The sequence below is a fragment of the Rhodopseudomonas rhenobacensis genome (assembly GCF_014203125.1).
Classification (GTDB): domain Bacteria; phylum Pseudomonadota; class Alphaproteobacteria; order Rhizobiales; family Xanthobacteraceae; genus Rhodopseudomonas_A; species Rhodopseudomonas_A rhenobacensis.
The window spans coordinates 44581-68542 of sequence record NZ_JACHIH010000028.1 but is presented as its reverse complement, the minus strand read 5'-3'; the positions used below and the strand labels follow the sequence as shown (position 1 = coordinate 68542).

At 64.7% G+C, this 23962-nt stretch carries 21 protein-coding genes; 9 read left to right on the top strand and 12 right to left on the bottom strand.

Annotated features, from left to right (window positions below):
• Positions 1-301: 301 nt before the first annotated feature.
• Both HNR60_RS18655 and HNR60_RS18650 read left to right on the top strand, forming a co-directional pair.
• Entirely contained in the window at positions 302-1804 is a 1503-nt protein-coding gene (locus tag HNR60_RS18655) for an amidase (RefSeq protein ID WP_184260530.1), read from the top strand.
• Positions 1794-3221: a UbiD family decarboxylase gene (locus HNR60_RS18650; protein ID WP_184260527.1), complete on the top strand. Its 1428-nt coding sequence runs from the start codon at positions 1794-1796 to the stop codon at positions 3219-3221. Before HNR60_RS18655 ends, HNR60_RS18650 begins: the two co-directional genes overlap by 11 nt.
• Positions 3222-3274: 53 nt before the next feature.
• On the opposite strand, the gene HNR60_RS18645 is transcribed toward HNR60_RS18650, so the two are convergent.
• From HNR60_RS18645 to HNR60_RS18620, 6 genes are all read right to left on the bottom strand, one after another.
• Entirely contained in the window at positions 3275-3850 is a 576-nt protein-coding gene (locus HNR60_RS18645) for a MarR family winged helix-turn-helix transcriptional regulator (RefSeq protein WP_184260524.1), read from the bottom strand.
• Positions 3851-4328: 478 nt separating this feature from the next.
• The gene (locus HNR60_RS18640) at positions 4329-4556 is read right to left on the bottom strand and encodes a tautomerase family protein (protein ID WP_184260521.1); all 228 of its coding nucleotides are present in this window, start codon (positions 4554-4556) and stop codon (positions 4329-4331) included.
• Between the two features lie 32 nt (positions 4557-4588).
• Positions 4589-5563 (bottom strand): ABC transporter permease, encoded by a 975-nt coding sequence (locus HNR60_RS18635; RefSeq protein ID WP_184260518.1) that lies wholly within the window; start codon positions 5561-5563, stop codon positions 4589-4591.
• 6 nt (positions 5564-5569) lie between these two features.
• Positions 5570-6556, bottom strand: coding sequence for an ABC transporter permease (locus HNR60_RS18630; RefSeq protein WP_184260515.1), 987 nt, complete (start codon positions 6554-6556; stop codon positions 5570-5572).
• Positions 6553-8082 (bottom strand): sugar ABC transporter ATP-binding protein, encoded by a 1530-nt coding sequence (locus tag HNR60_RS18625; RefSeq protein WP_184260512.1) that lies wholly within the window; start codon positions 8080-8082, stop codon positions 6553-6555. Before HNR60_RS18625 ends, HNR60_RS18630 begins: the two co-directional genes overlap by 4 nt.
• Positions 8083-8194: 112 nt before the next feature.
• On the bottom strand, positions 8195-9187 hold the full coding sequence (locus HNR60_RS18620) for a sugar ABC transporter substrate-binding protein (RefSeq protein ID WP_184260509.1): 993 nt from the start codon (positions 9185-9187) through the stop codon (positions 8195-8197).
• A gap of 413 nt (positions 9188-9600) precedes the next feature.
• Here HNR60_RS18620 and HNR60_RS18615 point away from each other — a divergent pair, with 413 nt between their 5' ends.
• Positions 9601-10401, top strand: a complete 801-nt coding sequence (locus HNR60_RS18615) for an alpha/beta fold hydrolase (protein ID WP_184260505.1) — start codon at positions 9601-9603, stop codon at positions 10399-10401.
• Between the two features lie 97 nt (positions 10402-10498).
• On the opposite strand, the gene HNR60_RS18610 is transcribed toward HNR60_RS18615, so the two are convergent.
• Entirely contained in the window at positions 10499-11611 is a 1113-nt protein-coding gene (locus HNR60_RS18610; RefSeq protein ID WP_184260502.1) for a hypothetical protein, read from the bottom strand.
• Positions 11612-12068: 457 nt separating this feature from the next.
• Between HNR60_RS18610 and HNR60_RS18605 the strand changes: the two genes are divergently transcribed.
• Both HNR60_RS18605 and HNR60_RS24415 read left to right on the top strand, forming a co-directional pair.
• Positions 12069-13343 (top strand): cytochrome P450, encoded by a 1275-nt coding sequence (locus HNR60_RS18605; RefSeq protein ID WP_184260499.1) that lies wholly within the window; start codon positions 12069-12071, stop codon positions 13341-13343.
• Entirely contained in the window at positions 13319-14329 is a 1011-nt protein-coding gene (locus HNR60_RS24415; protein ID WP_210313677.1) for a 2Fe-2S iron-sulfur cluster-binding protein, read from the top strand. The genes HNR60_RS18605 and HNR60_RS24415 overlap by 25 nt, the downstream gene beginning before the upstream one ends.
• Before the next feature lie 159 nt (positions 14330-14488).
• On the opposite strand, the gene HNR60_RS18595 is transcribed toward HNR60_RS24415, so the two are convergent.
• Entirely contained in the window at positions 14489-15505 is a 1017-nt protein-coding gene (locus tag HNR60_RS18595; protein WP_246433006.1) for a 2,5-dihydroxypyridine 5,6-dioxygenase NicX family protein, read from the bottom strand.
• 383 nt (positions 15506-15888) lie between these two features.
• On the opposite strand from HNR60_RS18595, the gene HNR60_RS18590 reads away from it, so the two are divergent.
• From HNR60_RS18590 to HNR60_RS18580, 3 genes are all read left to right on the top strand, one after another.
• Positions 15889-16638 (top strand): SDR family NAD(P)-dependent oxidoreductase, encoded by a 750-nt coding sequence (locus HNR60_RS18590; RefSeq protein WP_184260493.1) that lies wholly within the window; start codon positions 15889-15891, stop codon positions 16636-16638.
• Positions 16639-16810: 172 nt separating this feature from the next.
• Entirely contained in the window at positions 16811-17419 is a 609-nt protein-coding gene (locus HNR60_RS18585) for a UbiX family flavin prenyltransferase (protein WP_210313675.1), read from the top strand.
• 27 nt (positions 17420-17446) lie between these two features.
• Positions 17447-17971 carry a TIGR02444 family protein gene (locus HNR60_RS18580; protein WP_184260490.1) on the top strand — a complete coding sequence of 175 codons (525 nt, stop codon included), beginning with the start codon at positions 17447-17449 and terminating at the stop codon, positions 17969-17971.
• A 196-nt stretch (positions 17972-18167) separates the two neighbouring features.
• On the opposite strand, the gene alr is transcribed toward HNR60_RS18580, so the two are convergent.
• From alr to HNR60_RS18560, 4 genes are read right to left on the bottom strand one after another with little or no spacing between them, the layout of a single operon-like run.
• Positions 18168-19451 carry an alanine racemase gene (gene alr, locus HNR60_RS18575; RefSeq protein ID WP_184260487.1) on the bottom strand — a complete coding sequence of 428 codons (1284 nt, stop codon included), beginning with the start codon at positions 19449-19451 and terminating at the stop codon, positions 18168-18170.
• Positions 19452-19510: 59 nt separating this feature from the next.
• On the bottom strand, positions 19511-19933 hold the full coding sequence (locus tag HNR60_RS18570; protein WP_184260484.1) for a Rid family detoxifying hydrolase: 423 nt from the start codon (positions 19931-19933) through the stop codon (positions 19511-19513).
• A gap of 37 nt (positions 19934-19970) precedes the next feature.
• The gene (locus HNR60_RS18565; protein ID WP_184260481.1) at positions 19971-21146 is read right to left on the bottom strand and encodes an NAD(P)/FAD-dependent oxidoreductase; all 1176 of its coding nucleotides are present in this window, start codon (positions 21144-21146) and stop codon (positions 19971-19973) included.
• Positions 21147-21191: 45 nt separating this feature from the next.
• A complete protein-coding gene (locus HNR60_RS18560) occupies positions 21192-22388 on the bottom strand; it encodes a benzoate/H(+) symporter BenE family transporter (RefSeq protein WP_184260478.1) in 1197 nt (398 codons plus the stop codon).
• Positions 22389-22544: 156 nt separating this feature from the next.
• On the opposite strand from HNR60_RS18560, the gene HNR60_RS18555 reads away from it, so the two are divergent.
• Positions 22545-23957, top strand: coding sequence for an aminotransferase-like domain-containing protein (locus HNR60_RS18555; protein WP_184260475.1), 1413 nt, complete (start codon positions 22545-22547; stop codon positions 23955-23957).
• Positions 23958-23962: the final 5 nt, after the last annotated feature.

Genomic DNA, 23962 nt, shown 5'->3' with positions numbered 1-23962 from the left:
ATCGGCGCACTCCTCGGCAACTTCTCACCCACCGAATGCGCAAACTACTTCGTCAATTCCGGATATGCGTCAACGTAGAATCATCGTGCTCTAGCTGATTGATGAAGGCGGTAGCCGCTCAACTTGACAGCGCGACGCAACAAGCTACGATCTGTATATTAATTCTGAAAGATTTCCGTCGCCCGTGCCGTCGCCGGCTTTGGTTTGGCCGACAAGCGGGAGCAGGCCGTGAAAGAGCAAGTTTGCCGCGCGGGGAATTCGACGGCGGCAGCGTTCCGCCAATGTGCAACGAGAGGGCTTGATGACCGACCTTGACGACGGGTTTCTGGTTGAGATTACCATCGACGGCGTACACGAGGCGATGCGCGCCGGGCGGCTGACCGCGCGCCAACTGGTCGAGTTCTATCTCGCTCGCATCGCCGCCTACGACAAGGCCGGGCCGTCGATCAATTCGATCATCTCGATCAATGCGTCGGCGCTCGACGAGGCGGATGCGCTCGACGCCAAGTATCAAGCGTCTGGACTGACCGGGCCGCTGCACGGCATTCCGATGGTCATCAAGGACCAGGGCGACGTGATCGGTCAACCGACGACGATGGGCTCGGTGTTGTTCGCAGGGCACCAGCCGAACCGCGACGCGTTTGCGCTTGCGAAGCTGAAGGCCGCCGGCGCCATCATTCTCGGCAAATCGACGTTGGGCGAACTCGGCGCCGGCGACACCCACGGCTCGTTGTTCGGCTCCACCCGCAACGTGTTCGATTTCGAACGCACCGCCGGCGGATCGTCCGGCGGATCGGGCGCCGCGGTGTCGGCGAATTTCTGCACGGTCGGCATCGGGCAGGAGGGCTTCTCCTCGATCCGGCGGCCGGCCGCCTGGAACGGCATCGCCGGGATGCGCCCGACCGCGGGCCTCGTCAGCCGAGACGGCATTTACGGCGGCTGGCCCTCGATCAACGGCTCGCTCGGCCCGATGGCGCGCAACGTTCGCGACCTCGCCATTCTGTTGGACACGCTGGTCGGCTACGACGCCAACGATCCGATCACCGCGCTCGGCGCGCACCGGATCGCCGACAGCTATTCCGCGGACCTGACCGTCGGCGCGCTGCAGGGCGCGCGCATCGGAATTCTCCGTGAGCCGTGCGGCTACGCGACCGAGCCCGATAGCGACGACTTCAAGGCGATCGACGAGGTGTTTTCGCGCGCCGTCGACGAGTTGAAACAGCAGGGCGCCGACGTCGTCGATCCGATCGTGATCCCCGACCTGGTCGAGCTTCTCAGCAAGCGCGCCCGCTCGGCCACCGAGGACGACGAGTCCTTTGCGCATTACGTGTCGGGCTCCGCTGCGCCGCCGTTCCGGTCACGCCGCGAGGCGATGGTGTCCGAGGTGTTCAAAGGCGTATCGCGCGGCGCGCAAGCGCGCTGGAGCGCCAAGCCCAATCAGGACAGCTATCACGACTACATCAAGGCGCGCGACACCCTGATGCTCAATCTGCATCAGGTGATGGCGAGCCTGCGGCTGGATGCGATCGTCCACAAGGCCGTCGAGCATCAGCCGACGCTGATCGCCGACGGGCTCAACCCGCCGTTCCGCGACCAGACCGGCGCCATTCACATCAATACGTTTCTGGTGTTCGTGCCCTCGGTGGTGGTGCCCTGCGGCTTCACCCGCAACGGGCTTCCCGCCGGGCTGACGTTCCTCGGCCGGCCATATGACGACGCAGCCATGCTGCGTTATGCTTATGCCTACGAACAAGCGACGCGGCATCGTCGGTCCCCCTCGCTGGGGCCGCAACATGTACAATGATCTGCGCGACTACATTCAGGAGATCGACGCGCTCGGCGAACTGCGCCGGATCAACGGCGCGGATCCGGTCCATGAGCTCGGCGGCATTACCGAAGTCGCGGCCGGTTCGGCCGCGTGTCCGGCGCTGTTGTTCGACAGCATCAAGGGCTTCCCGAAAGGCTATCGCGTCTTCACCAACGCCACGACCAATCCCCGCCGCGCCGCATTGGCGCTCGGCATCGACACCGAGCTGCGGCCGGTCGAGGCGCTGAAAGCCTGGAAGGAAAAGCGCGCGACGCTGAAGCCGCTTCCGGTCAAGACGATCAGTTCGGCGGCGTTTTTCGACAACAGTTTCGAGGGCGGCGCCGTCGATCTGAGCACGATTCCGGCGCCGACCTGGCATCGCGGCGACGGCGGCCCGTATATCGGGTCGGGCAGCCTGGTGGTGACGGGCGATCCGGACAGCGATTGGGTCAATGCGTCGATCTACCGGGTGCAGGTGCATTCGCGCAATCATGCGACCGTGCAATTCGACCATCAGGGCCGCCACGGCGCGATCATCGCGCGCAAATATTGGGACCAGGGCAAGCCGTGCCCGATCGCGATCGTCAACGGTCAGGATCCGGCGCTGTTCATTTCCGGATTCGAGTATTTGCCGGAGGGCGGGTCGGAGTATGAATTCGCCGGCGCGATCAAGAATACCCCGCTCGAGGTGATCAAAGCGCCGCGAAGCGGTCTGCCGATTCCGGCGCATGCGGAAATCATTCTTGAGGGCGTGCTGTTGCCGCCGTCCGAAATGACGCTTCCGGAAGGGCCGTTCGGCGAGTTTACGGGGTACTACGCCGCCGACACCCGGCCCGCGGCGGTGATGCGGGTGGATGCCGTCTATCACCGCAACGATCCGATCCTGTTCGGCTCGCCGCCGTTGAAGCCGCCGCGGTTTCATTTCGGACTGCCGATGCGGGCGGCCAGCATCTGGGGCAATCTGGAGACTTGCGGGGTGACCGACGTCGTCGGCGCCTGGCAGCACGTCTCGCAACTGATGACCGTGGTGGCGCTGAAGCAGCGCTATGCCGGACACAGCAAGCGCGCCGGCCTGATCGCGGCGGCGAACAGCTACATGGGACGCCTCGTCGTCATCGTTGACGAGGACGTCGATCCCTCCAGCCTCGCCGACGTGATGTGGGCGGTGACGACGCGCTGCGAGCCGTCTGAATCCGTGGACATCGTCCGCAACGCCTGGAGTTCGTCGCTCGACCCGCGGCTTCGTCCCGGCGATCGCGTTGCCGGGCTGACCTCGCATTCGAAGATGATCATCGACGCCTGCAAGCCGTTCGATTGGATCGACAGCTATCCGACCGCCTCGGCACTGCTGCCGAGCGAAGCCGCCGAGATCGAGCAGAAATGGCGCGACATGCTGTCGGGCAAGGCGACATAGTCCGCCGCCTCGGCGGCGAAGCCGAAGGCGGGGCGGCCGGCGGAGGCGCGGAGCTAGGACTGGTAGGTCTCGACGACCTTGATTTCGGCGAGGGCGTATTCGGAATTCTGCAACAGCTGCGTGGCGAATTCGTTGACGCTCTCGAGCTGCTTGCGGTCCATGCCTTTGAACAGGATGTCGTTGATGCTTCGCACCACCGGCGCGACCTCGGTGACCGCGGCTTCGCCTTTCGACGACAACTTGATGAGCACGCTGCGCTTGTCTTTCGTGTTCCGCTTCTTGGTCAGCAGTCCTTTGCGGATCAGCCGGCCGACCTCTGTGGTGACGTGGGTGGCAGCCAGGCCAATGTAGTTGGAAAGTGGAGCGATCGCGATGCCGTCGTGACCTTGCCGATAGGCGACGCCCATCAGCACGGTGAACTGGCTGCTGGTCAAATCCAGCCGCCGGCCGAACGCCTCTCGGCAGGCCAGCAGACGGCCGAGCGACTGCACCAGGCGGTAGATGACGTCGCGCATCCAGTCGTCGGATCCGCCTTTCAGCAGATCCTTTCGCGACGTGGTCAGCGGCGACACATAGAGGCCCTTCGACGCGGCGGTCTTCTCTGTAGATTTATCGCTCGATTTGCTCATCGGTTGCTCGGCCCGCTTCTTCAACTATCTGGCGTGCATAACATAGGATGCTCGCGACCGGAAAATAACTTTAGGATACGACGCGTATATTCGTGTCGTAGTGAGTAGGCGGAGGGCGTCGGTCGAATCCGGCGGCGGGCGGTGGCGCCCCCACTATCATAGGTTCGCGGGCGGTGCCTAGGGTTTAGTCGGATGCGGACGTTGCGATCAGCCGGCGAGAAGCAACCGGCTTGCGGTCTGTCACGCCGCGCGTGCCATTGCTGGGCCTGAATAGCTTGAAATTGCCGTGAAGGAACGAAGGCGGCAGCCGCGTTGCGCGGGTTTCGTTGCCCAAAACTCAGGCGGTTGTTTCGGACTGCTGTCTGGTCGCCATAAATTGGGCAGTGCCCAGGGCGAGTCTGCAGCTACCAGCCCGGGTTCGCGTCTCGCGGAGAGCAGGGCGCAACGAGTGAGCGTGGCGAGTTCCGCGAAGCCGACCTTATCCCTGATTGCGGGCGGCGCGGCGGCGCTCGACCTCCTCGATGGTCAGCGGGACGCCACCGGAAGCCCACAGTCCGCTCGCGATCTCGTTGATCGTGACCAGGAGGTTCGGCCGGATCGCATCCCCAGAGACCCGCACGAAGGCGTCGGTGATGTCGCGGATCAACTGGGTCTGCTGGTCGCGGGTGAAGGCGCCGGCGAGATGTTGGACTTGAACGAGAGGCATCGGGATTTCTCCAAGTGTTGGTCGGCGCCGTTTCAGCTGCGGCGCAGCGCGAGCCGAAGCATGTCGAGCCGCGCGTTGAAGGCGGTGCCGTCGAGGATCGCGATGGCGAGAAGAACCAGCCCGACGAAGATCTCGTGCGCGTAAGACGATAGGCCAAGCGCGTTGAGCCCGGATTGCAGGACGCTGAGCGTCAGCGTGCCGAGCGCGATGCCGAGCGGCCGGCCGGTGCCGCCCGATAGCGAGACGCCGCCGAGGATCGCCGCGGTGGTCGCAGGCACCAGCACGTTGGACAGGCCGGTCGGCGCAGCCGAGGCCAGGCTGTAGCCGAGCAGCGCGCCGCACATCGCCGCGAGCGCCCCGGAGAACGCGAAGGTTCCGATCAGCAGGGTGTCGACGCGAATGCCCGCGGATAGCGCGGCCCGGCGGTCACCGCCGACCGCCAGCAGATCGCGGCCGAGCTTGGTCATGCCGAAGATCAGCGCCACGACGGCAAAGATGACCAGAATAATGAGACTCGGAATGGAGAAGAACCCGAAAATATGTTGCCCGAGCAGCCCCGCGACTTCGAGGTCGTCATACTGGATCGAGCGGCTTCCGGTCAGCGCGTAGGAGACGCCGAGGAACACCAGCAGGCCGCCGAGCGTCACGCCGATCGACGGGAGTTTCAGTCGCGCGATGATGAAGCCTTGCAGCAGCCCGGTGCAGAGCCCGGTGCCGACCGCTGCGGCGAGACCGAGCCAGGGATTGTCGCCGCCGGTCAGCACGGCGATGCACCCGGCCATGCCGACCATGCCGGCGACCGACAGATCGAACTCCCGGATGATCATCGTCATGCCGACGCCGAGCGCGATCGGCCCCACGGTGGCGAACATCTGCAGCACGCTGAACACGATCGAGGACGAGAGGAACCGGCCATGGCTGCCGTCGATGACGGCGAGAATCAAGATGACGGCCAGCAACACGGCCGACGGACGAAGATAGGGAACCAGTAGGCGGCGGTTGAACATGACGGCTTACTTTCGTGCGATCGTGGTCTGCAGCAGAATGACGGCCAGGATGGTGATGCCGGAGATCAGGTATTGCCATTCCTGACGAAAGCCGTTGAGCAGCAAAATCACCCGAATGACCTCCATGATCACCACGCCGATGATGGTGCGGACGATCGAGCCGCGACCGCCTTCGATCGCCGTGCCGCCGATGATCACCGCGGTGATGGCGTCGTAGTCGAAGGTCGCGCCGTAATCCATGTTGCCCTTGCTGTAGCGCGCGGCGAGCAGCATGCCGGGCACCGCGGCGAACAGGCCGGCCCACAGATAGGCGCTCGCCGTGGTGCGCCAGACGCGGATGCCGGCGGCCTCGGCGGCCCTGCGGCTGCTGCCGACCATCATTAGATTGCGGCCGAACACGGTGAACGTCAGCAGCAATTGTCCGATCACCGCCACGCCGACCATCAGCAGGAACTCGATCGGCAGGCCGAACAGCTTGCCGCGCAGCAGCTCCTGGCCGGATCCTGGCGGAATGAACAGCGAATTGCCGTCGGTGCACCACGGCGCGATGCCGATCAGCAGTCCGAAGAAGGCGATGCTGACGACCAGCGGGTTGGCGCCGAGCCAGCCGATGATCAAGCCCTGCGCCAGGCTGACCAGCGCGCCGAACATCAGTGACAGCAGAATCGCCGGAACGATCCCCCAGGAGAGCAGCGCGGCGGTGAACACCAGCGTCGTCGCCGACACCGTCGCGCCGAGGCTGAACGACATGATGTTCCCGCTCATGGTCAACAGCGTCATGCCGACCGCCACGCAACCGACGAACGATGCCGTGGTCACCAGCGACAGCAGGCTTGCCGCGCTGAGGAAGCCGGGCGAGCTCAACGCAATGATCGCGAGCGCGGCCAGAAACACCACCCTGAGGACGGTGATCATCAGCGTGCCGCGGCTGGCAAGGCGGAGCGCGCTCGGCGCGCGAAATCCGGGACGGTCCACAGTGGAAGGCGTGCTCATGAAGCGGTCACTCCGGAAATCGCCATGGCGGGCGGTGAGGCCTGATCTGGCGGGTGGGTGATATCGGCGAGGATGTCTTTCATGGTGATGGCCGCGCCTTCGTAGCGGCGCACGAATTTCCCGCGATACAGCGTGATGACGATATCGGCGACGCCGACGATCTCTTCGAGGTCGGTCGAGGTCATCACCAGACCGAAGCCTTGGTCGCAGAACGACCGCATCATCTGATAGATGTCCGCGCGCGCGCCGACGTCGACGCCGCGGGTCGGCTCGTTCATCAACAAGATGCCGGGAGCCTGGCCCATGGCGCGGCCGAACAGCACTTTCTGCTGATTGCCGCCGCTCAATTGCCCGATCTCGGAATCCAGCCGGGTCTTGTCGACGCCGACCTGGGCCAGCAGCGATTTGGCTGCGTTGCGAAGTCGCGACCGGGAGATCAGTCCGAACCAACCGAGCAGCGGCAGCCGCGTGGCGACGACGTTGTCGAGCACGCGCATGCGCGCGAAGATGCCTTCGGCGGCGCGATCCTCGGAGATGAAATGAATGTTGTGGGCGCGCGACACCGCGGCCGAGTTGAGCCGCATCGGCGTGCCGCCGACGCTCACCTCGCCGGTGGCGATGCTGAGCCCGGCCAGCGCCCGCAATACGTGATGCGCGCCCGAGCCGACCTGGCCGGCGATGCACACCAGCCGTCCGCGGGGCAGCGTCATCGACAAGTCGTGCACCAGCCCGGGCACCGAGAGGTTGGCGACGCTGAGCGCCGCTTCGTGGAAGGTTTCGTTGGGTTGATGCCGATACATATCCTCGAAGGAGCGGCCGAGCATCAGCTCGATCAGGTGCTCGCGATCGCAGTCGCCGACCGGCATGGTGACGATATGGCGGCCGTTGCGCAGCACGGTGACGCTGTCGCAGATCGAAAACACTTCGCCGAGCCGGTGCGTGATGTAGATCACCGATCGCCCCTCGGCCTTGAGAGCCCGGATCGCAGCGAAGATGTTGGCGATTTCGGTGTCGGACAAAGTCGCCGTCGGCTCGTCCAAAATCAGCAGCCGCGCGTCGCCGACCAGCAGCCGCGCAATCTCGATCATCTGGCATTGTCCGATCGAAAGATCGCCGGCCAAAGCGTCCAGCTCGATATGCCCGGCACCGATCCGCGACAGCGCCGCCTGCGCCTTGTCGCGAAATTCGCGGCGGCGGTGAAACACCGGGACGCGGTTGCTGCCGAGCCAGATGTTGTCGAGCACCGAGAGCGACGGCACGATGCTGAGCTCCTGCGCGACCTGGGCGAAGCCGGCGTCCTGCGCATCGCGCGGCGAGAGAAATTCCGCGGGACGACCATCGACATGGATGGTGCCGGTGTCGGGGCGTTGGATCCCCATCAGAATCTTGACCAGCGTACTCTTGCCGGCGCCGTTTTCGCCGCAGATGGCGCGGATCTCGCCTTGTTTGAGCGACAGGCTGACATCCTGCAGTGCCGCGACTTGGCCCTGAGCGAAACTTTTCGAGATGCGATTTACGGACAGCATGTCGGTCACGGGCGGGCCTTACGGATGTTGGCGAGATTGATATCCATTGCGTCGCGATCTAACGGCCGGCCGGCGCATCCATCGGATGCGAAGGCCGGCCGCGACAGATCGATTAGAACGTGCAGGGAGCTTCCCACTTGGCGAGGTTGTCCTTGGTGATCGCCTCGAGCGGGAAGTACTCGTACTTCGAAACCGGCTTGCCGTTGAAGTAGGAGGCTGCGACTTCGACGGTCTTGGCGGCTTCCCAGGTCGGGATCTGCGTCGCGGTTGCGAACATCTTGCCGGCCTTGATCGCCTCGATGCCCTCCTTGAAGCAATCGCCGCCGATCACGGCCATCTTGCCCGGCCCGATGCCGACCTTGATGCCGGCCGCTTCCGCCGCCTGAATCGAGGCCGTCGCCATGTTGTCGGCCATGCCGTAGATCACATCGATGCCGCCTTGACCGGCGAAACGCCCGTAGAGCTGGCCGGAGATCTTCTCGGTCAGCACCGGATCCCACTTCGCATCCTCGATGGCGACGATCTTGACGTTCTTGTTACTGGCGAGGACTTCCTTGATGCCGGCGACGCGGCGGGGCGCGAGGCCTTCGGCCAACAACCCGGTGACCAGCGCGACATTGCCGCCGTCACGGCCGGACGCCTTCAGGGCATCGAGGATCGATTGGCCGCTGATCCGTCCGAGCGCGACGTTGTCTTCGCCGACGAAGGAGACGAACAGCTCCTCGGTGCCGGGCTTCGGCGGCGCGACGAACATCACCACCGGGATCTTGGCCTGCTTGGCGCGCTGCAGCGCCGGGATGACGGCATTCTCCGACATCGCGATCATCACGATCATGTCGAACTTGCGGGCGATCGCCTCGTCGATCTGGGTCGACTGCAGCGCGGGATCGTAGGGCGTGGTGAAGGTGGTGATCTCCATGCCGAAGTCTTTGGCGCGCGCGATCACCAGCCGGTTCAACAACGCCATGTAATAGTCCTGCAAGGTCGCGACCATCAGCGCGACCTTCTTGCCCTTGGTCTGCGGCGTCGCCTCGTCCGCACGCGCGGCCGGCATCGCCATGGTGAGTCCGATCACGACCGCGAGCACGGCGCTGGATCGTCGCATAATTCGACCGACGTGTTTTGACATCAAAGTTCCCCTGAAATGGACTGAGAGTTACCGCTTATCGACCACGACCGAAGTGCTCATCGGCAGGCTGGCTTGCACCCGCGGTCGCCAAATGCGACCGGGCAGAGAACGAATGCGCGCGCCGATCCGCCGATCCAGCTACCTACATCATGTAGGTAACGTGACGCCGCCGGAAAATGCAAGGTGCATTTGTGAGCGTGCGACGCACCAAATTTAACCAGCCGACGAGGCCGCTCGGCTTTGCCGAAGCGCAGTGGTGCGGCGATCGCTGATGTCGGCGTGGCGACGGCGCGCGAAGCATCCGGAGAAACGTCTTGATATAGCTTAATGATGTAATTAAATTTCGAGGGTGTAACGGTGAGGGGTCGGGCGATGCTGCAGGTTATCCGATGACGGCTCGGCGAGGCGGGCATCGTCTGGTGCGCGGCGTGCGCTTGCACTTTCTGGAGTTTCCCGAGAGCAACGAGCGGCCGCCGATCCTGCTGCTGCCCGGAATCACCAGCCCGGCCGAGACCTGGGCGTTCGTCGCCGAGCGGCTTGCCGCGACCCATCGCGTGGTGGTTCCGGATATTCGCGGTCGCGGGCTGTCCGACAACCGGCCGGGTCTCGGCTATACGCTGGATGATTATGCGACAGATGCCTTAGGATTGATCGAGGCGCTCGGCCTGCAGAAACCGATCGTGATCGGCCATTCGATGGGCGCGCGAATTGCCGTTCGCTTGGCGGCGACGGCGCCGGATGTTGCCTCTAAGGTGGTGTTGGTCGATCCGCCGCTGTCCGGACCGGGGCGGACGCCGTATCCGACGCCGCTCGGCTCGTATCTGACGGCGATCGACGCCGCGTCGCGCGGGGCGTCAATCGCGGAATTCCGCCAGTTCACGCCGACCTGGAGCGACGCGCAGATCGCGCTGCGGCTGGAGTGGTTGCCGACCTGCAGCGTCGAGGCGGTGACCGAAACACATCGGAATTTTCAGGAGGAAGAGATCTTTCCGGACTTCGCGCGGATCACTTGTCCGTGCCTGCTGATATATGCGGGCAACGCCAAGGTGGTCTCGCCCGAACAGGCCGCCGAGATCGTGCGGCTGTTGCCCGATGGTCGGGCCGTGATGGTCCGGGCAGGGCACATGATTCCCTGGGACAATCTGGACGATTTCATCGCCGCAACACTGGGCTTCTTGCTGCCGGCATGATGGGTGCCGGTGGCGCGCGAAGCAACCGAGGGCAACAAACGTCAATGGCGCGGCAGCTGAAGCTGCCGCGCCGTTTTGTTTGCGCTGATCAGCAGGATCAGAACTTGACGCTGACGCCGGTGTAGACCGTCTGCTCGGTGCAGGAGTTGGTCGACTGTCCGGTCGCCGCGACGGTGCAGACCCCGGGCGCAGCATTGTGATCGAGGCCGAATTTGTTCTGCCAGTAGCGATAGGCGACCCAGACGTCGACCATGTGGGTGTATTTCGGTCCCATGGCGAATTTCGCGGCGTCGAAAGTGACGCGGATCGGTTCGCTGTTGAACTCGGTCTTGGTGGCGGTGCTGAAGCGTCCGGTGCCGGTGCCCGGCAGCGGTGCGTTCTGGTCTCCCTTGGGGCCGTACCAGGCGGCACGCCCGCTGATCGAGAAGTACTGCATGTTTTCGGGCAGGAAACCCAGGTCCATGTAGTAGTTGGTCTCGATCGCCCAGGTGCCCTTGTAGTCGACGTTGCCGTCGTTGGTGCAGGTCACCCCCGCGGTGCCGGGACCGAGCACGCCGCATTGGTTGAAGGCGTTGTGGTTGATTTCCTTGTAATACAGCGGCGCGACGTTGAAGTAGCCCTTGTAGGGAAGATCGAACGCGAACTGCAGGCCGGCGACGAAATCCCGCTTGCCCGGGGCTACGAAGGTGTTCTCGGTCTCGACGTCGGCGCCGACCTCGAACGAGATGTTGTGCAGCGGTCCGACCGAGAACGCGTTGGTGTTGAACAGCTGATTCCAGCCGAAGGTCGAGCGGACCAGGCCGTAGACCTCGGTCGCGCCGGCGCAGTCGGCGGCAGCGCCGTTGAGCAGGACGCCGGCGTTGACGCACGGGCCGGCCGGATCGTTGTGGTCGGACTTGAACATCGAGACGTTGAAGAAGTTGGTGCCGTAGGCCCAGGCGTCGAAGTGGGTGAAGGAATACACCTGCTTGGCGGTCTTGCCGTTGACGCTGCCGTCCGGACGGACGCTGAAGGCGCCGGGATCGGTGCCGCTCGGCATCCAGGAGTAGGTCAGCCGGTTGTCGATGACCAAGAAGAACGGCAGGTCCGGGACGGCCTTGACGGCCTTTGCCGGAAAGTCGGCGGCGTGGACGCTGCCGGTTGAAGACATCGTAGCAACCGCCAGCAGATTGATCGCCGCCGCAGTAATCGCTCGGTAGCCAGTGGACATTGCAAATCCCCCCAAAGGACAAATACGTACAACATGAATATAAGAGACGTACATTAATCATTGGGGAAGTCCAAATTAGCGGCAGTCGGCCGCACAATAATCTTGCGGCCTGCGCCGCGCCGCGGCGCCGGCGTCGCTCGGCACGGGCAAATCGCTGCATCGCAAAGCGTGTATTTCCGCATAACCACGGCGTCGTTGTCCGGCGCGGGCGCGGTGCAGCAACCTTCGGTTCGGGTCTGCTCAATTATTTAGCGGCGGCGACGGCGGAGCGCCGCGCCGAACGGATTGCTACAGCTTGTAACAAAAATGCAACAATCGGGTCGGCGGCTTTTGGTTAAGCTGGCGCCCCTGGAAGCACGCTTGCGCTTGACGCCGGAAATGTCTTCAAAGAATATACGACTCGTACATGTTAGCTCGGCAAGATCGCCCGATGCCCCGACCATAGGACGCTTCCATTATGTCGACCGTCTCTGCCTCGTTTCCCGTGCTCGAGGGCTTCGATCCCTTCAGCGAAGAGTTTCTCAGCGACCCGGCGCGGATCATCAAGCGCGCGCAGGCGACCGCGCCGGTGTTCTACTACGAGCCGCTGCGGATGTGGGTGGTCACCCGCTACGACGACATCTGCAAGGTGGCGCGCGACTGGGAAAGCTACTCGTCGAAAGCCGTCGGTTTCGTGCCGCCGCCGGATGATCTGAAGCATTTGATTCCCGACAGCTTCGTCGGCGACCACTACATCTCGCTCGATCCTCCCGAGCACACCGCGGATCGTACCGCGGTGGCGCGCAGCTTCCTGCCGCGCGAATTGCAGAAGCAGGAGGGCAACATCCGGCGGATCGCCAACGAACTGATCGACGGCTTCATCGCCAGGGGCTCCTGCGATTTCATGCAGGAGTTTTGCTATCCGTTGTCGCTCGGCGTCATCATGGGGTTGCTCGGCGTGCCGACCGACAATGCGGCGAACTACCGTATCTGGACCGAGGACCTGTTCGCGGTGTTGACGCCGAAGTCGAAGGACGCGGTGACCAAGCCGATGAGCGAGGAAGAGCGCCGCGAGCGCTGGACCCGGCTCGCCGCCTGCCAGGAGTTCTTCGGAGAGCTGGTCGCGGATCGCGGCAAATGCCCGATGGGCGATCTGGTGAGCACGTTGTTGGGAGCCAAGGACCCGGCCGGCAATCCGGCGATTCCGCCGCGTCGGATCATTCGCCAGATCCATGAATTGGTAGCGGCCGGAAACGACACCACCGCGAACCTGATGGCGCAGATGCTGATGTTTCTCGGCGACAATCCGGACCAGGACGAAGAGGTGCGCGGCAATCACGCGCTGTTGCCGGACGTCGTCGAAGAGACCTTGCGCCGCCGCGGCACTTCGCCCGGGCTGTTCCGGCTCTCCACCAAAGAGACCGAACTGAGCGGCGTGACGATTCCGGAAGGGTCGCTGATCTACCTGTTGTTCATCGCCGGCGGTCTCGACGAGAGCCGCTTCCCCGACTCCGAGAGATTCGACATCCACCGGCCCAACAAGGAGAAGCATCTGGCATTCGGCCATGGCCGGCATTCCTGCCTCGGCAATCCGCTCGCCCGGCTCGAAGCCAAGGTGGCGTTTGAAGAGTTGTTCAGGCGGCTGCCCGATCTGCACGTGGTGGCCGGACAGTCGCTGGATTACTTGCCCGCGATCACCGTCACCGCGCTGAATCACCTGGAAGTGCAGTGGACGCCGCCGGCGGCGCAGTGAGCAGGATCGGGGGCGCGATGTCGAACGATGGGAGCAGTCGGCTCACGGTGCGCCGGGTCCACCGCGAGACGCCGGAGATCGCGGTGCTCGACCTCGCGGCGGAGGACCAATCGACCTTGCCGGCGTGGGACCCGGGGGCGCATATCGACCTGTTGCTGCCGTCCGGCAAAGTCAGGCAGTACTCGCTGTGCGGCGATCCCGTCGATACAACCACCTATCGCGTCGCCGTGCTGCGCGACGCGAAAGGCCGCGGCGGGTCGGCGGAGATCCACAGCGTGTTCGCCGCCGGCTTCTCCGTGGCGAGCCGCGGCCCTCGCAACCACTTCAAACTGGTCGACGCGCCGCAATACATGTTCGTCGCGGGCGGCATCGGCGTCACGCCGATGCTGCCGATGATCCGCGCCGCGGAGCGGGCCGGTCGTCCCTGGCAGTTGGTTTATGGCGGGCGCTCGCTCGGCGCGATGGGGTTTCTCGGGGAAATCAGCGATCGCAAAGGCGGCGAGGTGATCTTGCTTCCGGAAGACGACTGCGGGTTGCCCGACCTGGAGTCGCTGTTCGCGACCTTGCCGGCCGAGACGGCCGTCTATGGCTGCGGCCCAGGCGGCATGCTTGCGGCGCTCGAGGCTGCGGCCGCGCGGCACGGCCGCTCGGCGTCGCTGCACATCGAGCGGTTCGCCGCGGCCGAAGCCCCTGCGGCGCCTGTCAAAGTTTGCGAGGACCGGGCCTTCGACGTCGAGCTGCGTGGCTCGGGCGTGGTGCTGCACGTGCCGGCGGACGCCAGTTTGGGGAACGTGCTGCAGGACGCCGGCATCCCGGTGACGTTTTCGTGCCAGGAAGGCTATTGCGGCAGCTGCGAGACCCGCGTCCTCGAAGGCGTGCCGGAGCATCGCGATACGATCTTGAACGACGAGGAAAAGGCTGGCGGCAAGATCATGATGGTCTGCGTCGGCCGATCCTGTTCGCCGCGGCTGGTGCTCGATCTCTGATCGCGGCCCACGGCAAGCCATCAAGCCCGGCTGAGATCGCCGCCAAAACCAAGATGCCGCCGATTGCGCAAGCAATCGGCGGCATCTTTTGTATCACGTCATCGCCGCGCCTCAGCCCGGCAAACCCCTCGACGACCCTGCCGATGCAGATCGGTCAGCTCAACGTCCGGCCACCCGCATCGCCTCTGGAATGACGACGCCAGTTTCGACGATCGGCTGACCGTCGAGATACAGCGAGCAACCCTTCAGCGGAATGTCGAGATGGCATTCGGTATGGTTGGTGCCGCCGACCTCGGTGTTCGGTCCGGTGGAGAACAGCACGTTGCCGTAATAGGCGCGACCGTCCTGGCCGACGGTGTGGGCGCCGTCGGGCGTCGTTCCCATGTAGGTCCAGCTGGCCTTTTCGTCGAGGCCCCAGCCGATGTGCGACACCGCATAGGCCTTCGGGTCGTTGAAGCTCTGCATGAAGTCGCGCATCAGCACGCCTTCGGTGCCGCCGCCGGAAATCTCGGTGATGTAGCCGGCCTTGATGGTCAGGGTGATCGGTGAGGAGACGTAGCGCATGAACGGCAGCAGCATGTCGCCGCTGTCGATCACCACCGTGCCGTCGACGCCGTCTTCTTCGGCCCCGGTCCACAGAAAACTGCCCGGCCATGCGTCCCAACGACCCGGCTCATCGGTGTAGCCATATTGGCCGACGACGCGATACTGACCGAGCCGGTAGGTGACGTCGGTGCCGCCTGGCGAGGTTACGCGCAACTCGCGCCCGGTCCTCAGCACGCCGACGGCGGCCTCGACCCTGCGACGGGACTCCGGCGACGACAGCATCCGCGACAGCACGTCGATCGGCTCGAGCACCAGCAACATCCGCGGCCCGGCGTCGGTGATCTCGGTCTGCTCCTGCGACCACAAGAGGCCGATCATGTCGATCACCATGTCCATGGTCTTCAGCGTGTCGATCGCGGCCTGGCGGCCGCGCAGCGAATTCCCCGGCCCGAAAAAGCTGCCCTTGCGCTTGCGGATATTGACGTGCACCGGGTCGGCGCCGAGTTCCTCGGCGGCGGCCAGAAACGCTTCGGCGTAGTCGATCCGGATGCGGTCTTCGGACAGAACGCCGATCCGCTCGCCCGGCTTCACCTTGCAGAGTTCGAGCTCTTGGCGAAAGAGCGCAACCATATCCCGATCTATAGCCATCTTCATTTTGCTCCGGTAGTTTCGGCCTGCGCGAGGCCAAGCGCCGATCGGCGCTCATTCTGCGTTACATCAGCGGATGCCGGACCCAAGTCAGGCAGCTGTAACAGATGTCGTGGTGATTGCCGCATCGCAGGCGTGTGAGGAGGCAGTCGTCGTCCGGCATCTGGACATATGTACATATTGTAGGTATATGCTCTCGGGTGTCAAGCTGGAACGCCAGCTGCAGAGCCCGCCGCGTCGATGAAGACCCACCTGACAATTCACTGGCGAGACTCACATCGCCTTCGATGGTCGGTCAAAACCGATAGCGCAGTTGCAGCCGCGGCGATCGGTTCACCCTTCACACCAACTGCTGGATTTGACCAATGAGCACGATACAGAAGGTTGCCATCGTGACCGGCGCCGCGCGCGGCATCGGGCAGGCGATCGCGCGGCGGTTCTGCCGCGACGGCTACGCCGTGGTTCTGGCCGACATCAATTCGACCGAGCTTGAAACCGCGGTCGCGGCGCTTCGGCAGGAGATTGCCGATGCGACGTGCCTGCCGGTCGAACTGGATGTGACGTCGCGGCCGTCGGTGGATCGTCTGGTGGCGGCGACGATCGCCGCATTCGGCCGCATCGATGTGCTGGTGAGCAACGCGGGGATCTGGAAAGATCTTTCGCGCGGGCCGTTCTGGCAGATCGCGCCGGCGGAGTGGCAGCGGACATTCAGCGTCAACACCGAGGGCGCCTTCAACTGCGCCGCCGCTGTCGCGCCGCAGATGATCGCGCAGGATTGCGGCCGCATCATCTTCATCGGGTCGTCGTCGATCGGCGAAGCGCTCGCCCATATCACGCAATACACCGCCTCGAAGGCCGCGCTGATCGGATTGATGCGATGCGTCGCCAAGGAGCTCGGCAAGAACAACATCACGGCGAACATGGTGCATCCCGGGCAGACCGACACCGGCGGTTTCACCCGCGAGCAGCTCGAGCAGAGAGCGAAGAGCAAGTTCATTCAAAGCGTCGTGACGGCGGACGATCTGACCGGCATTGTCGCGTTCCTCGCCAGCCCCGAGAGCCGGTTCATCACCGCGCAACAGATCAACGTCGACGGCGGCGGCGTCTTTAACTGAGCGACGGCCGCGGTGAACAGGGTGGGCGGCCGCACCGACGCCGTGCGGGCGCCGACAATTGATGCAGCTGCCGCCGCGATCATGGGCAGCGGACGCACGGGTGTTGCGCTAGACATCGGGCAGGGCGGCCGGTTGCCGCTCGGCGAGGCGAGCAGAGAGAAGCGAGATTATCTTGCCAGGTTCCGATTCCTCCAGGCCGCGGCTCGTCGTCGGGATCACCGGCGCTTCCGGCGCGATTTACGGCGTGAGACTGCTGCAGATCCTGCAGGGGTTGGACATCGAGAGCCACCTGGTGATGAGCAAATCTGCGGCGATCACCTTGCATCAGGAGTTGGATCTCGCGGTCTCCGACGTCGCGGCCTTGGCCGACGTCGTGCATCGCGCCGACAATATCGGGGCGTCGATCGCCAGCGGATCGTTCAGGACGCTCGGCATGGTGATCGTGCCGTGTTCGATGCGCAGCCTGTCCGAAATCGCCACCGGCGCGACCGCGTCGCTGCTGACACGCGCCGCCGACGTGACCCTGAAAGAGCGCCGGCGGCTGGTGTTGCTGGCGCGCGAAACCCCGTTGCATCTCGGGCATCTGAAATCGATGACCGCCGTCACCGAGATCGGCGCGATCGTGTTTCCGCCGGTGCCGGCGTTCTATGCGAAACCCGACAGCCTCGAGCAGATGGTGGATCAGACGCTGGGACGCGTGCTCGACCTGTTCGGCGTCGACGCGGGCTTGGTGACGCGCTGGAACGGTCTGTCGGCGGGGACCAGACAGCATGCGCTTTGACGCAACGGCGCCGCGCGCGAGGGCGTGATGACAGACGACGCAACGGATATCGCGGAGGCATGCTGGGCTTTTGCGCTTCAGCTCTATCAACGGCCTTCCGCCTCGGCGATCTGTTTGAAGCTGCAAGCCGAGGTCGGCGTCGACGTCATGATGCTGCTGGTGGCGATATTCGCGGTGACGCGACGCGGCCTCCGGCTGTCGCCGGTGGAGATCGCGGAGATGAGCGCGGTCTGCGAGCCGTGGCGCGAACAGATCGTGCAGCCGCTGCGCCGGGTCCGCACGATCTTGAAGGCCGGTGGCCCGTTCGCCTCGGGGGCGGGGATCGAGTCGCTGCGCGGCCAGATCAAGGCCAGTGAGCTCGCCGCCGAACGGCTGGAAAATGATCTGTTGGCGCGCTGGCTCGCTGCGAAACCGCGCGGTTCGCAGCCCGCCGGCTTGGGCGACATTCGCCGCGTGATTGGCGACGTCGTTTCTGCGGCGCAGCGCCGGCAAGGCGAAGCCATCGATGTCGCAAATGCCATCGAGAGTCTGGCGTCGATGGCCTACGAATGAGAGCCGAGGCATAGCCGCGTTACGCAGCCGCACGCCGATGATGGGGCGGTTTCTCGAACAAAATGCCGTCGAACGATTCCTCGATCTGGGCTTCGAGGAAGCGCAGCGCGCTGCCGTCCTCGATCCAGAGACCGACCATCTCGAAGGCCCGCGGGTTGCCAGGCTTCGTGCCTTGGCATCAACCGCAAGCGCGCTTCTACCCCTCGGGCCGTGCGGCGTTGAGGCTCGATTCGAGCGAAAACTGCGGGTTGGGATAAACGGTGCCGAAGCCTGCGGGGGCGACGAGCGTTCCTGAGGCGTCCTCGAGCAGGCCAGCACTGTCGTTGCTCACGAAGTCGAACATCTCGGGCCTTGCGTCGTTGCGCGCCGCGTCCGCGGTCGCCATGTCCTCGACGTAGCGCCGCGACGCGCGCTTTCCCAGCGCGGTGAGGACTTCGTTGGGAATGGTGCTGATGCTGCGGGCGAACGCGTTGAGATCGCGGTGCGGGCCGAAGATCTCCACATCGTCGCCGATCTGCGGGCTCAGCCGACCGACCGAGGTCAAATCCACCAGCGTCATATCCATCGAGATGCGGCCCAGGATCCTGATCGGAACGCCCTGGAAATACACCCGCAGCGGCAGCCCGGAGACGGCGCGGGGCAGGCCGTCGGCGTAGCCCACCGAGATGGTGCCGACCAGGGTGTCTTTCTCCAGCCGAGTCCCGCTGCCGTAGCCGACGAATTCCCCGGCCCGGTGCAGCTTGATCTGAAGCAGCGGCGCGAAGGCCTGGGCGACGGCCTTGAACGGATGCGTTGGTGCGGTGAACGGATTGCCTCCGAACAGCCCGACGCCGGGCCGCACCATGTCGAAATGCGCGCCCGGCCCCAGGAAGCAACCGGCGGAGGAGGCCAACGACGCCTTCGGGATCTTGCACAAGGTGCGTCGGGCCCAGGTGAAGCTGTCGATCTGAGCCGTGTTGCGCGGATTTTGCGGTTCGTCGGCACAGGCGAAGTGGCTGAGGATCAGGTCGAAGCAGGCGAGATCGCGCGCCGACAGATCGGCGATGTCCGCCACCTCGTCCAATCGGAAGCCCAGCCGGTTGATGCCGGTGTCGAGGTGAAGCGCGGCGCCGCCGCTCCAACCCTGTTGCCGGCAATAGCGACACCAATCATCGAGTTGTTGCTGCGAGGTGATGACGGGGCGCAGGTTGTATTTGCGATACGCCGCCTCCGACCCCGGCAGCAGTCCGTTGAGGACATAGACCGCCGCCGAGTTCAGCCGGTTTCGCAGCAGGATGCCCTCGTGCAGGTGCGCCACGAAGTAGGTGCGGCATCCGAGCCCCCACAGCGTCGGCAGGATGCCGCTCAAGCCGCAGCCGTAGGCGTCGGCCTTCACCACGGCCGCCACCTCGACGTCCCGGCAAAGCTCGCGGAACACCTTGTAGTTGTGCTTCACCCCGGAGAGCTGGATCGTCACTGTTAGGCCGTGCTGCGCGAACATTGGTCGCCTCGAATTGGCAAGCCATGACGGGGCCGGGCAAGGGACCGAGCGTCGGCCTTCTATTGAAGTACCATGATCGCATCGATCGCGACCAGCGTGCCGCGCGCGAGGCCGTTGGCGCCGGCGGTGGTGCGCGCCGGATAGGGCCTGGAAAAATACTCTTCCATGATGGTGTTCATCCGGGCGAAGTCGTCGATATTGGCGATGAACACCGTGACCTTCACGACGTCGTCGAGCGATCCGCCGGCGGCGGCGGTCATCGCCTTGAGATTGTCCATGGTCTGCCGCATCTGGCCGTCGAACGACGTCTCTTCGACTTGCCCCGTCGTGGGCGACACCGGGGTCTGTGCCGACAGATAGACCGTTTCGCCGACCCGGATCGCCTGCGAGTAGGTGCCGAGCGGCAGCGGCGCGTTCTCGGTGAAGATCACTTCCTTGGTGGTCGTGGTGCGGTTCAGGCCGGCCAGCAGTTGCGAACTCATTGTACTTCTCCGAACGGGGACAGATGACGGGGGGTGATCAGTGCAGCTCCGCCACGGCGCGGATGTTGGCGGACAGGAACGAGGAAAAGCGATAGCGCTCAGGGCTGAGGTCGGCCGCATGGATGGCGTTGCCGGCGATTTCCGCCGGCGGGTCCTGGCCGAGCGCCGCGGCCGCGCACAGCCGCGCAATGGCCGGCCCTGCCTGGATTCCGTAGCCGCCCACCGCCGCCGACCAGACGAAGCTCGGCTCGGCCGGGTCAGCACCGACGATCGGGGTGCGGTCGGCGACGAAGGTTCGCAGGCCGGCCCATTTTTGCCGGATGCTATGGCAATCGAACGACGTCATGCTGAGGAAGCGCGCCATCGCGATCGCGATATCCAGCGTCTCCGGAATGGCGTCGCACGGCTCGCTCAACGTCTCATCGCACGGCGAAACCAGCAGTCCGGTGGCTTGCGGCTTGATGAAGATGTCTTCGTCGACCGTGCCGACATAGGGCGTCGCCCGGAAGTCCTGCTTCGGATCGACCAGCACCACGGTCCGCCGCAGCGGTCGAACGCCGCACGGCGCCACGCCCGCCTGCGCGGCGACCTGATCGGCCCAGGCGCCGGCCGCATTGACCAGCACGCCGGCGCCGAGTCGGCCGCCGTCGGCGAGCGTGATGTCCCACCCGCCAGGGTGACGCAGCGCGCTGACCAACTCGCTGTTCCGGAAAATCGCGCCGCGGCGATGCTTCAGGCCCTTCACGTAGCTGGAGTGAATGGCATGGACATCGAGGTCGAAGGCGTCAGGCTCGTACAGCGCCGCCACCCAGCGGCCGGGGCGGAGGTAAGGCGCCAGTTCGAGGATGCCGCGCTCGCCGAGCGTTTCCACATTCGGCACCAAGGCGCGAACCGCGTCGATGCGGCGCTGCAGGTTCGATCGGTTGACCGCGTCCGACAGGATGACGGCGCCGCGCGGGCTCCACACCGGATCATTCGAAAACGGCGGCGTGCGGCGCTTGTAGGCTTCCGTCGACCAGGTGGTCAGCCGCCGGATCGTGGCATTGCCGTAGCTCGACATCGAAATCGCCGCGGAGCGCCCCGTGGTGTGATAGGACAAGTGTGACTCTTGTTCGATCAACGCGACGGAGCCATGCCCGGCGAGTTCGTAGGCCGCCGCGACCCCGCAAATGCCGCCGCCGACGATGACGAAATCAAACGTTGCCGAGGCCATCGCAACTCACTCCACAATTGACGCAACAACGCGGGTCGTAATCGCTCAGCTTTTTGGCGTGGCCGGCTGCAGGAAGCCTGGGCGTTCGAACTGCACGCTCCAGATGAAATAGGCCAGCAGTCCGACGATCAGCCCCCAGAACGCCGATCCGAGACCGAGGAACGACACCCCGGAGGCCGTCACCACGAAGGTGATCAGCGCACTCTCGCGCACCTTCTCGTCGGCCATCGCCGCGGTCAGCCCGGCCGCGATGGCGCCGAGCAAAGCCAGCCCCGCGACGGTCGCGATCATGGTCTTCGGCAGGGCCGCGAACAGCGTCGCCAGCGTCGCGCCGAACAGTCCGGCGATGATGTAGAAGACCCCCAAGGCGACGCCGGCCACGTAGCGCTTGCTGGCGTCCGGGTGGGCTTCATGGCCGGAGCAGATCGCGGCGGTGATCGCCGCGAGATTGATGCCGTGCGATCCGAACGGCGCCGCCAGCATGGCGATCGCCGAGGTCACCCAGACCAGCGGATTCGACGGCGTCTTGTAGCCGTAAGTGCGCAGCACCGCGACGCCCGGCACGAACTGTCCGGTGAGGCTGACGATGGCGAGCGGCACGCCGAGGCTTATGATCGACTGCCAGGAAAAGCTCGGCGCGGTGAACACCGGCGTCGCCAGATCGAGCGCCAGCGTGTCGGTGTGGATGTCGCCGGAGGCAAAGGCGAACAGCAGGCCGACGCACAGCACCGCGCTGACGGCGTAGCGCGGCGAAATCCGCTTCACTACGAAGTAGCTCAGCGCCATCACTCCGACCTGCAGCGGACTGGCGCGAAAGGCGCCGAACAGTTCGGAGCCGAACCGCAACAAGATGCCGGCCAGCATGGCGGCGGCGATGCCTCTGGGAATCCGCGACACCACGGTGTCGAACAGGCCGGAGACGCCGATCAGGGTGCAGACGCCGGCGGCGAAGATGTAGGCGCCGATCGCTTCCGGATAGGGGGTCGACGGCAGCGCCAGTACCAACAGCGCGGCGCCGGGCGTCGACCACGCGGTGATCACCGGGGCGCGGTAAGCAAGGCTTAACACGATTGCGGCGATACCCGACCCGATCGAAATCGCGCCGATCCACGACGAGATCATATCGTGCGAGAGGCCAGCGTCGTTGGCGGCCTGGAAAACGATCACCAGGGGGCCCGCGTAGGAGACGATCACGGCGATGAAACCGGCGACCACCGCCGAGATCGAAAGATCTTTCTGCATTGCTCCTCGCTTGAAACGCATGAGGCCCGCCAGGGCGGCCCAGCTCAGGGATAGCCAGACTTGTTGCAACGCGATAGACACAGATCGAGACTATCTCATAGACACAGATAGCTGCGGAGCATGGCGCGGATGGTTCGTCGATGGAGGTATCGGAAGTTGGCCGACCGGCTCGCAGCCGCGATCGCCAACGGCGTCTATCAGCACGGCGAACGGCTGCCGTCGGTGCGCGAACTGATGGCCAGCGAGGGCGTCAGCCAATCCACCGCGGTACGCGCGATGATCGAGATCGAAGCGCTGGGGCTCGCGGTTTCGCGCAGCCGCTCGGGCTTCTACGCCCGGCGTCCGCCGTTGGCGGCGAAGTCCGCCGCCTCGTCCGGCCTGCTCGATATTCCGGCGGCGACGTTGTCGTCGGACGAGGCCTCTGCGGTGACTATCCAGCATCTCATCCAGGACCTGTTTCGCGCCTTCAAGACCCCGGGACTGGTCGCGCTCGGCGCCGCCGACGTCGCCAAGAGCCTGCTGCCGACTGCCGAATTGACGTCGGCGATGAAGCGGGCGGTGCGCATTCATGGCCCGACGGTGTTTCAGACCGCGGGCCCTTACGGCGTCCAGGAGCTGCGACGAGCGATCGCGATCCTGCTGCAGCGCCGCGGGCTGTCGATCTCGACCGACGACGTCATCGTCACCGGCGGCGAGACCGACGCCATGGCGCTGGCGTTGCGCGCGGTGACCCGGCCGGGTCAGGCGGTCGCGGTGGAGTCGCCGACCTTTTTCGGCGTGCTGCAAGTAATCGAGGAAGCCGGCTTGCGCGCCATCGAGATCGCCACCCATCCGATCACGGGAATCGACCTCGTCGATCTCATTCGTGCCGCCGATCAGAACAAATTCCAGGCCGTGGTGCTCAATCCGACATTTGAAAATCCGTTCGGGTGCTGCATGGAGCCCGACGCGCTGCGTGCCGTGGCCGAGGCGATGACGCAGCGCGCGATTCCGATCATCGAGGACGACGTCTACAGCGATCTGAATTTTCGCGGCCGGCCGGTGAAGGCGCTCGCCAGCTTCGATCGCGCCGGCAACACGATCTATTGCGGCTCGTTCTCCAAGGTGCTGTCGCCGGGGTTGCGCGTCGGCTGGTGTGTGCCGGGCAAATATCGGGCGAAGATCATGGATCTTCAGGCCCGCCGGCCCGCGACCGTGTCGACGTTATCGCAGTTCACCCTGGTGGAGTATCTGTCCGGCCGCAGATACGCCAAGCACGTCGCCAAGCTGACGGATATCTTTGCACGGCAGCGCAACGCCGTCAGGCAGCTGATAAAAGATCATTTCCCGGAGGGAACGACCGCGACGATTCCGGACGGCGGATTTCTGTTCTGGATCGAAGTGCCGCCGCCGTTCGATGTGATGCGGTTCTATCGTCGCGCGCTCGCCGCCGGCATTTCGATCGCGCCCGGTCCGATCTTTTCGGCGAGCGGCCGGTTTCCGCATGCCTTTAGGTTATCTGTCGGACGTCGGTTGACGCCCGAAGTCAGACGCGCCATCCGCATGTTGGGCGAACTCGCCAAGACCTGATCGTC

Excerpts from the sequence above, each read along its gene's own strand:
- HNR60_RS18655 (WP_184260530.1), top strand. The coding sequence starts at position 302 with ATGACCGACCTTGACGACGGGTTTCTGGTTGAGATTACCATCGACGGC.
- HNR60_RS18650 (WP_184260527.1), top strand. The coding sequence starts at position 1,794 with ATGTACAATGATCTGCGCGACTACATTCAGGAGATCGACGCGCTCGGC.
- HNR60_RS18645 (WP_184260524.1), bottom strand. The coding sequence starts at position 3,850 with ATGAGCAAATCGAGCGATAAATCTACAGAGAAGACCGCCGCGTCGAAG.
- HNR60_RS18640 (WP_184260521.1), bottom strand. The coding sequence starts at position 4,556 with ATGCCTCTCGTTCAAGTCCAACATCTCGCCGGCGCCTTCACCCGCGAC.
- HNR60_RS18635 (WP_184260518.1), bottom strand. The coding sequence starts at position 5,563 with ATGTTCAACCGCCGCCTACTGGTTCCCTATCTTCGTCCGTCGGCCGTG.
- HNR60_RS18630 (WP_184260515.1), bottom strand. The coding sequence starts at position 6,556 with ATGAGCACGCCTTCCACTGTGGACCGTCCCGGATTTCGCGCGCCGAGC.
- HNR60_RS18625 (WP_184260512.1), bottom strand. The coding sequence starts at position 8,082 with ATGCTGTCCGTAAATCGCATCTCGAAAAGTTTCGCTCAGGGCCAAGTC.
- HNR60_RS18620 (WP_184260509.1), bottom strand. The coding sequence starts at position 9,187 with ATGCGACGATCCAGCGCCGTGCTCGCGGTCGTGATCGGACTCACCATG.
- HNR60_RS18615 (WP_184260505.1), top strand. The coding sequence starts at position 9,601 with ATGACGGCTCGGCGAGGCGGGCATCGTCTGGTGCGCGGCGTGCGCTTG.
- HNR60_RS18610 (WP_184260502.1), bottom strand. The coding sequence starts at position 11,611 with ATGTCCACTGGCTACCGAGCGATTACTGCGGCGGCGATCAATCTGCTG.
- HNR60_RS18605 (WP_184260499.1), top strand. The coding sequence starts at position 12,069 with ATGTCGACCGTCTCTGCCTCGTTTCCCGTGCTCGAGGGCTTCGATCCC.
- HNR60_RS18595 (WP_246433006.1), bottom strand. The coding sequence starts at position 15,505 with ATGGTTGCGCTCTTTCGCCAAGAGCTCGAACTCTGCAAGGTGAAGCCG.
- HNR60_RS18590 (WP_184260493.1), top strand. The coding sequence starts at position 15,889 with ATGAGCACGATACAGAAGGTTGCCATCGTGACCGGCGCCGCGCGCGGC.
- HNR60_RS18580 (WP_184260490.1), top strand. The coding sequence starts at position 17,447 with ATGACAGACGACGCAACGGATATCGCGGAGGCATGCTGGGCTTTTGCG.
- alr (WP_184260487.1), bottom strand. The coding sequence starts at position 19,451 with ATGTTCGCGCAGCACGGCCTAACAGTGACGATCCAGCTCTCCGGGGTG.
- HNR60_RS18570 (WP_184260484.1), bottom strand. The coding sequence starts at position 19,933 with ATGAGTTCGCAACTGCTGGCCGGCCTGAACCGCACCACGACCACCAAG.
- HNR60_RS18565 (WP_184260481.1), bottom strand. The coding sequence starts at position 21,146 with ATGGCCTCGGCAACGTTTGATTTCGTCATCGTCGGCGGCGGCATTTGC.
- HNR60_RS18560 (WP_184260478.1), bottom strand. The coding sequence starts at position 22,388 with ATGCAGAAAGATCTTTCGATCTCGGCGGTGGTCGCCGGTTTCATCGCC.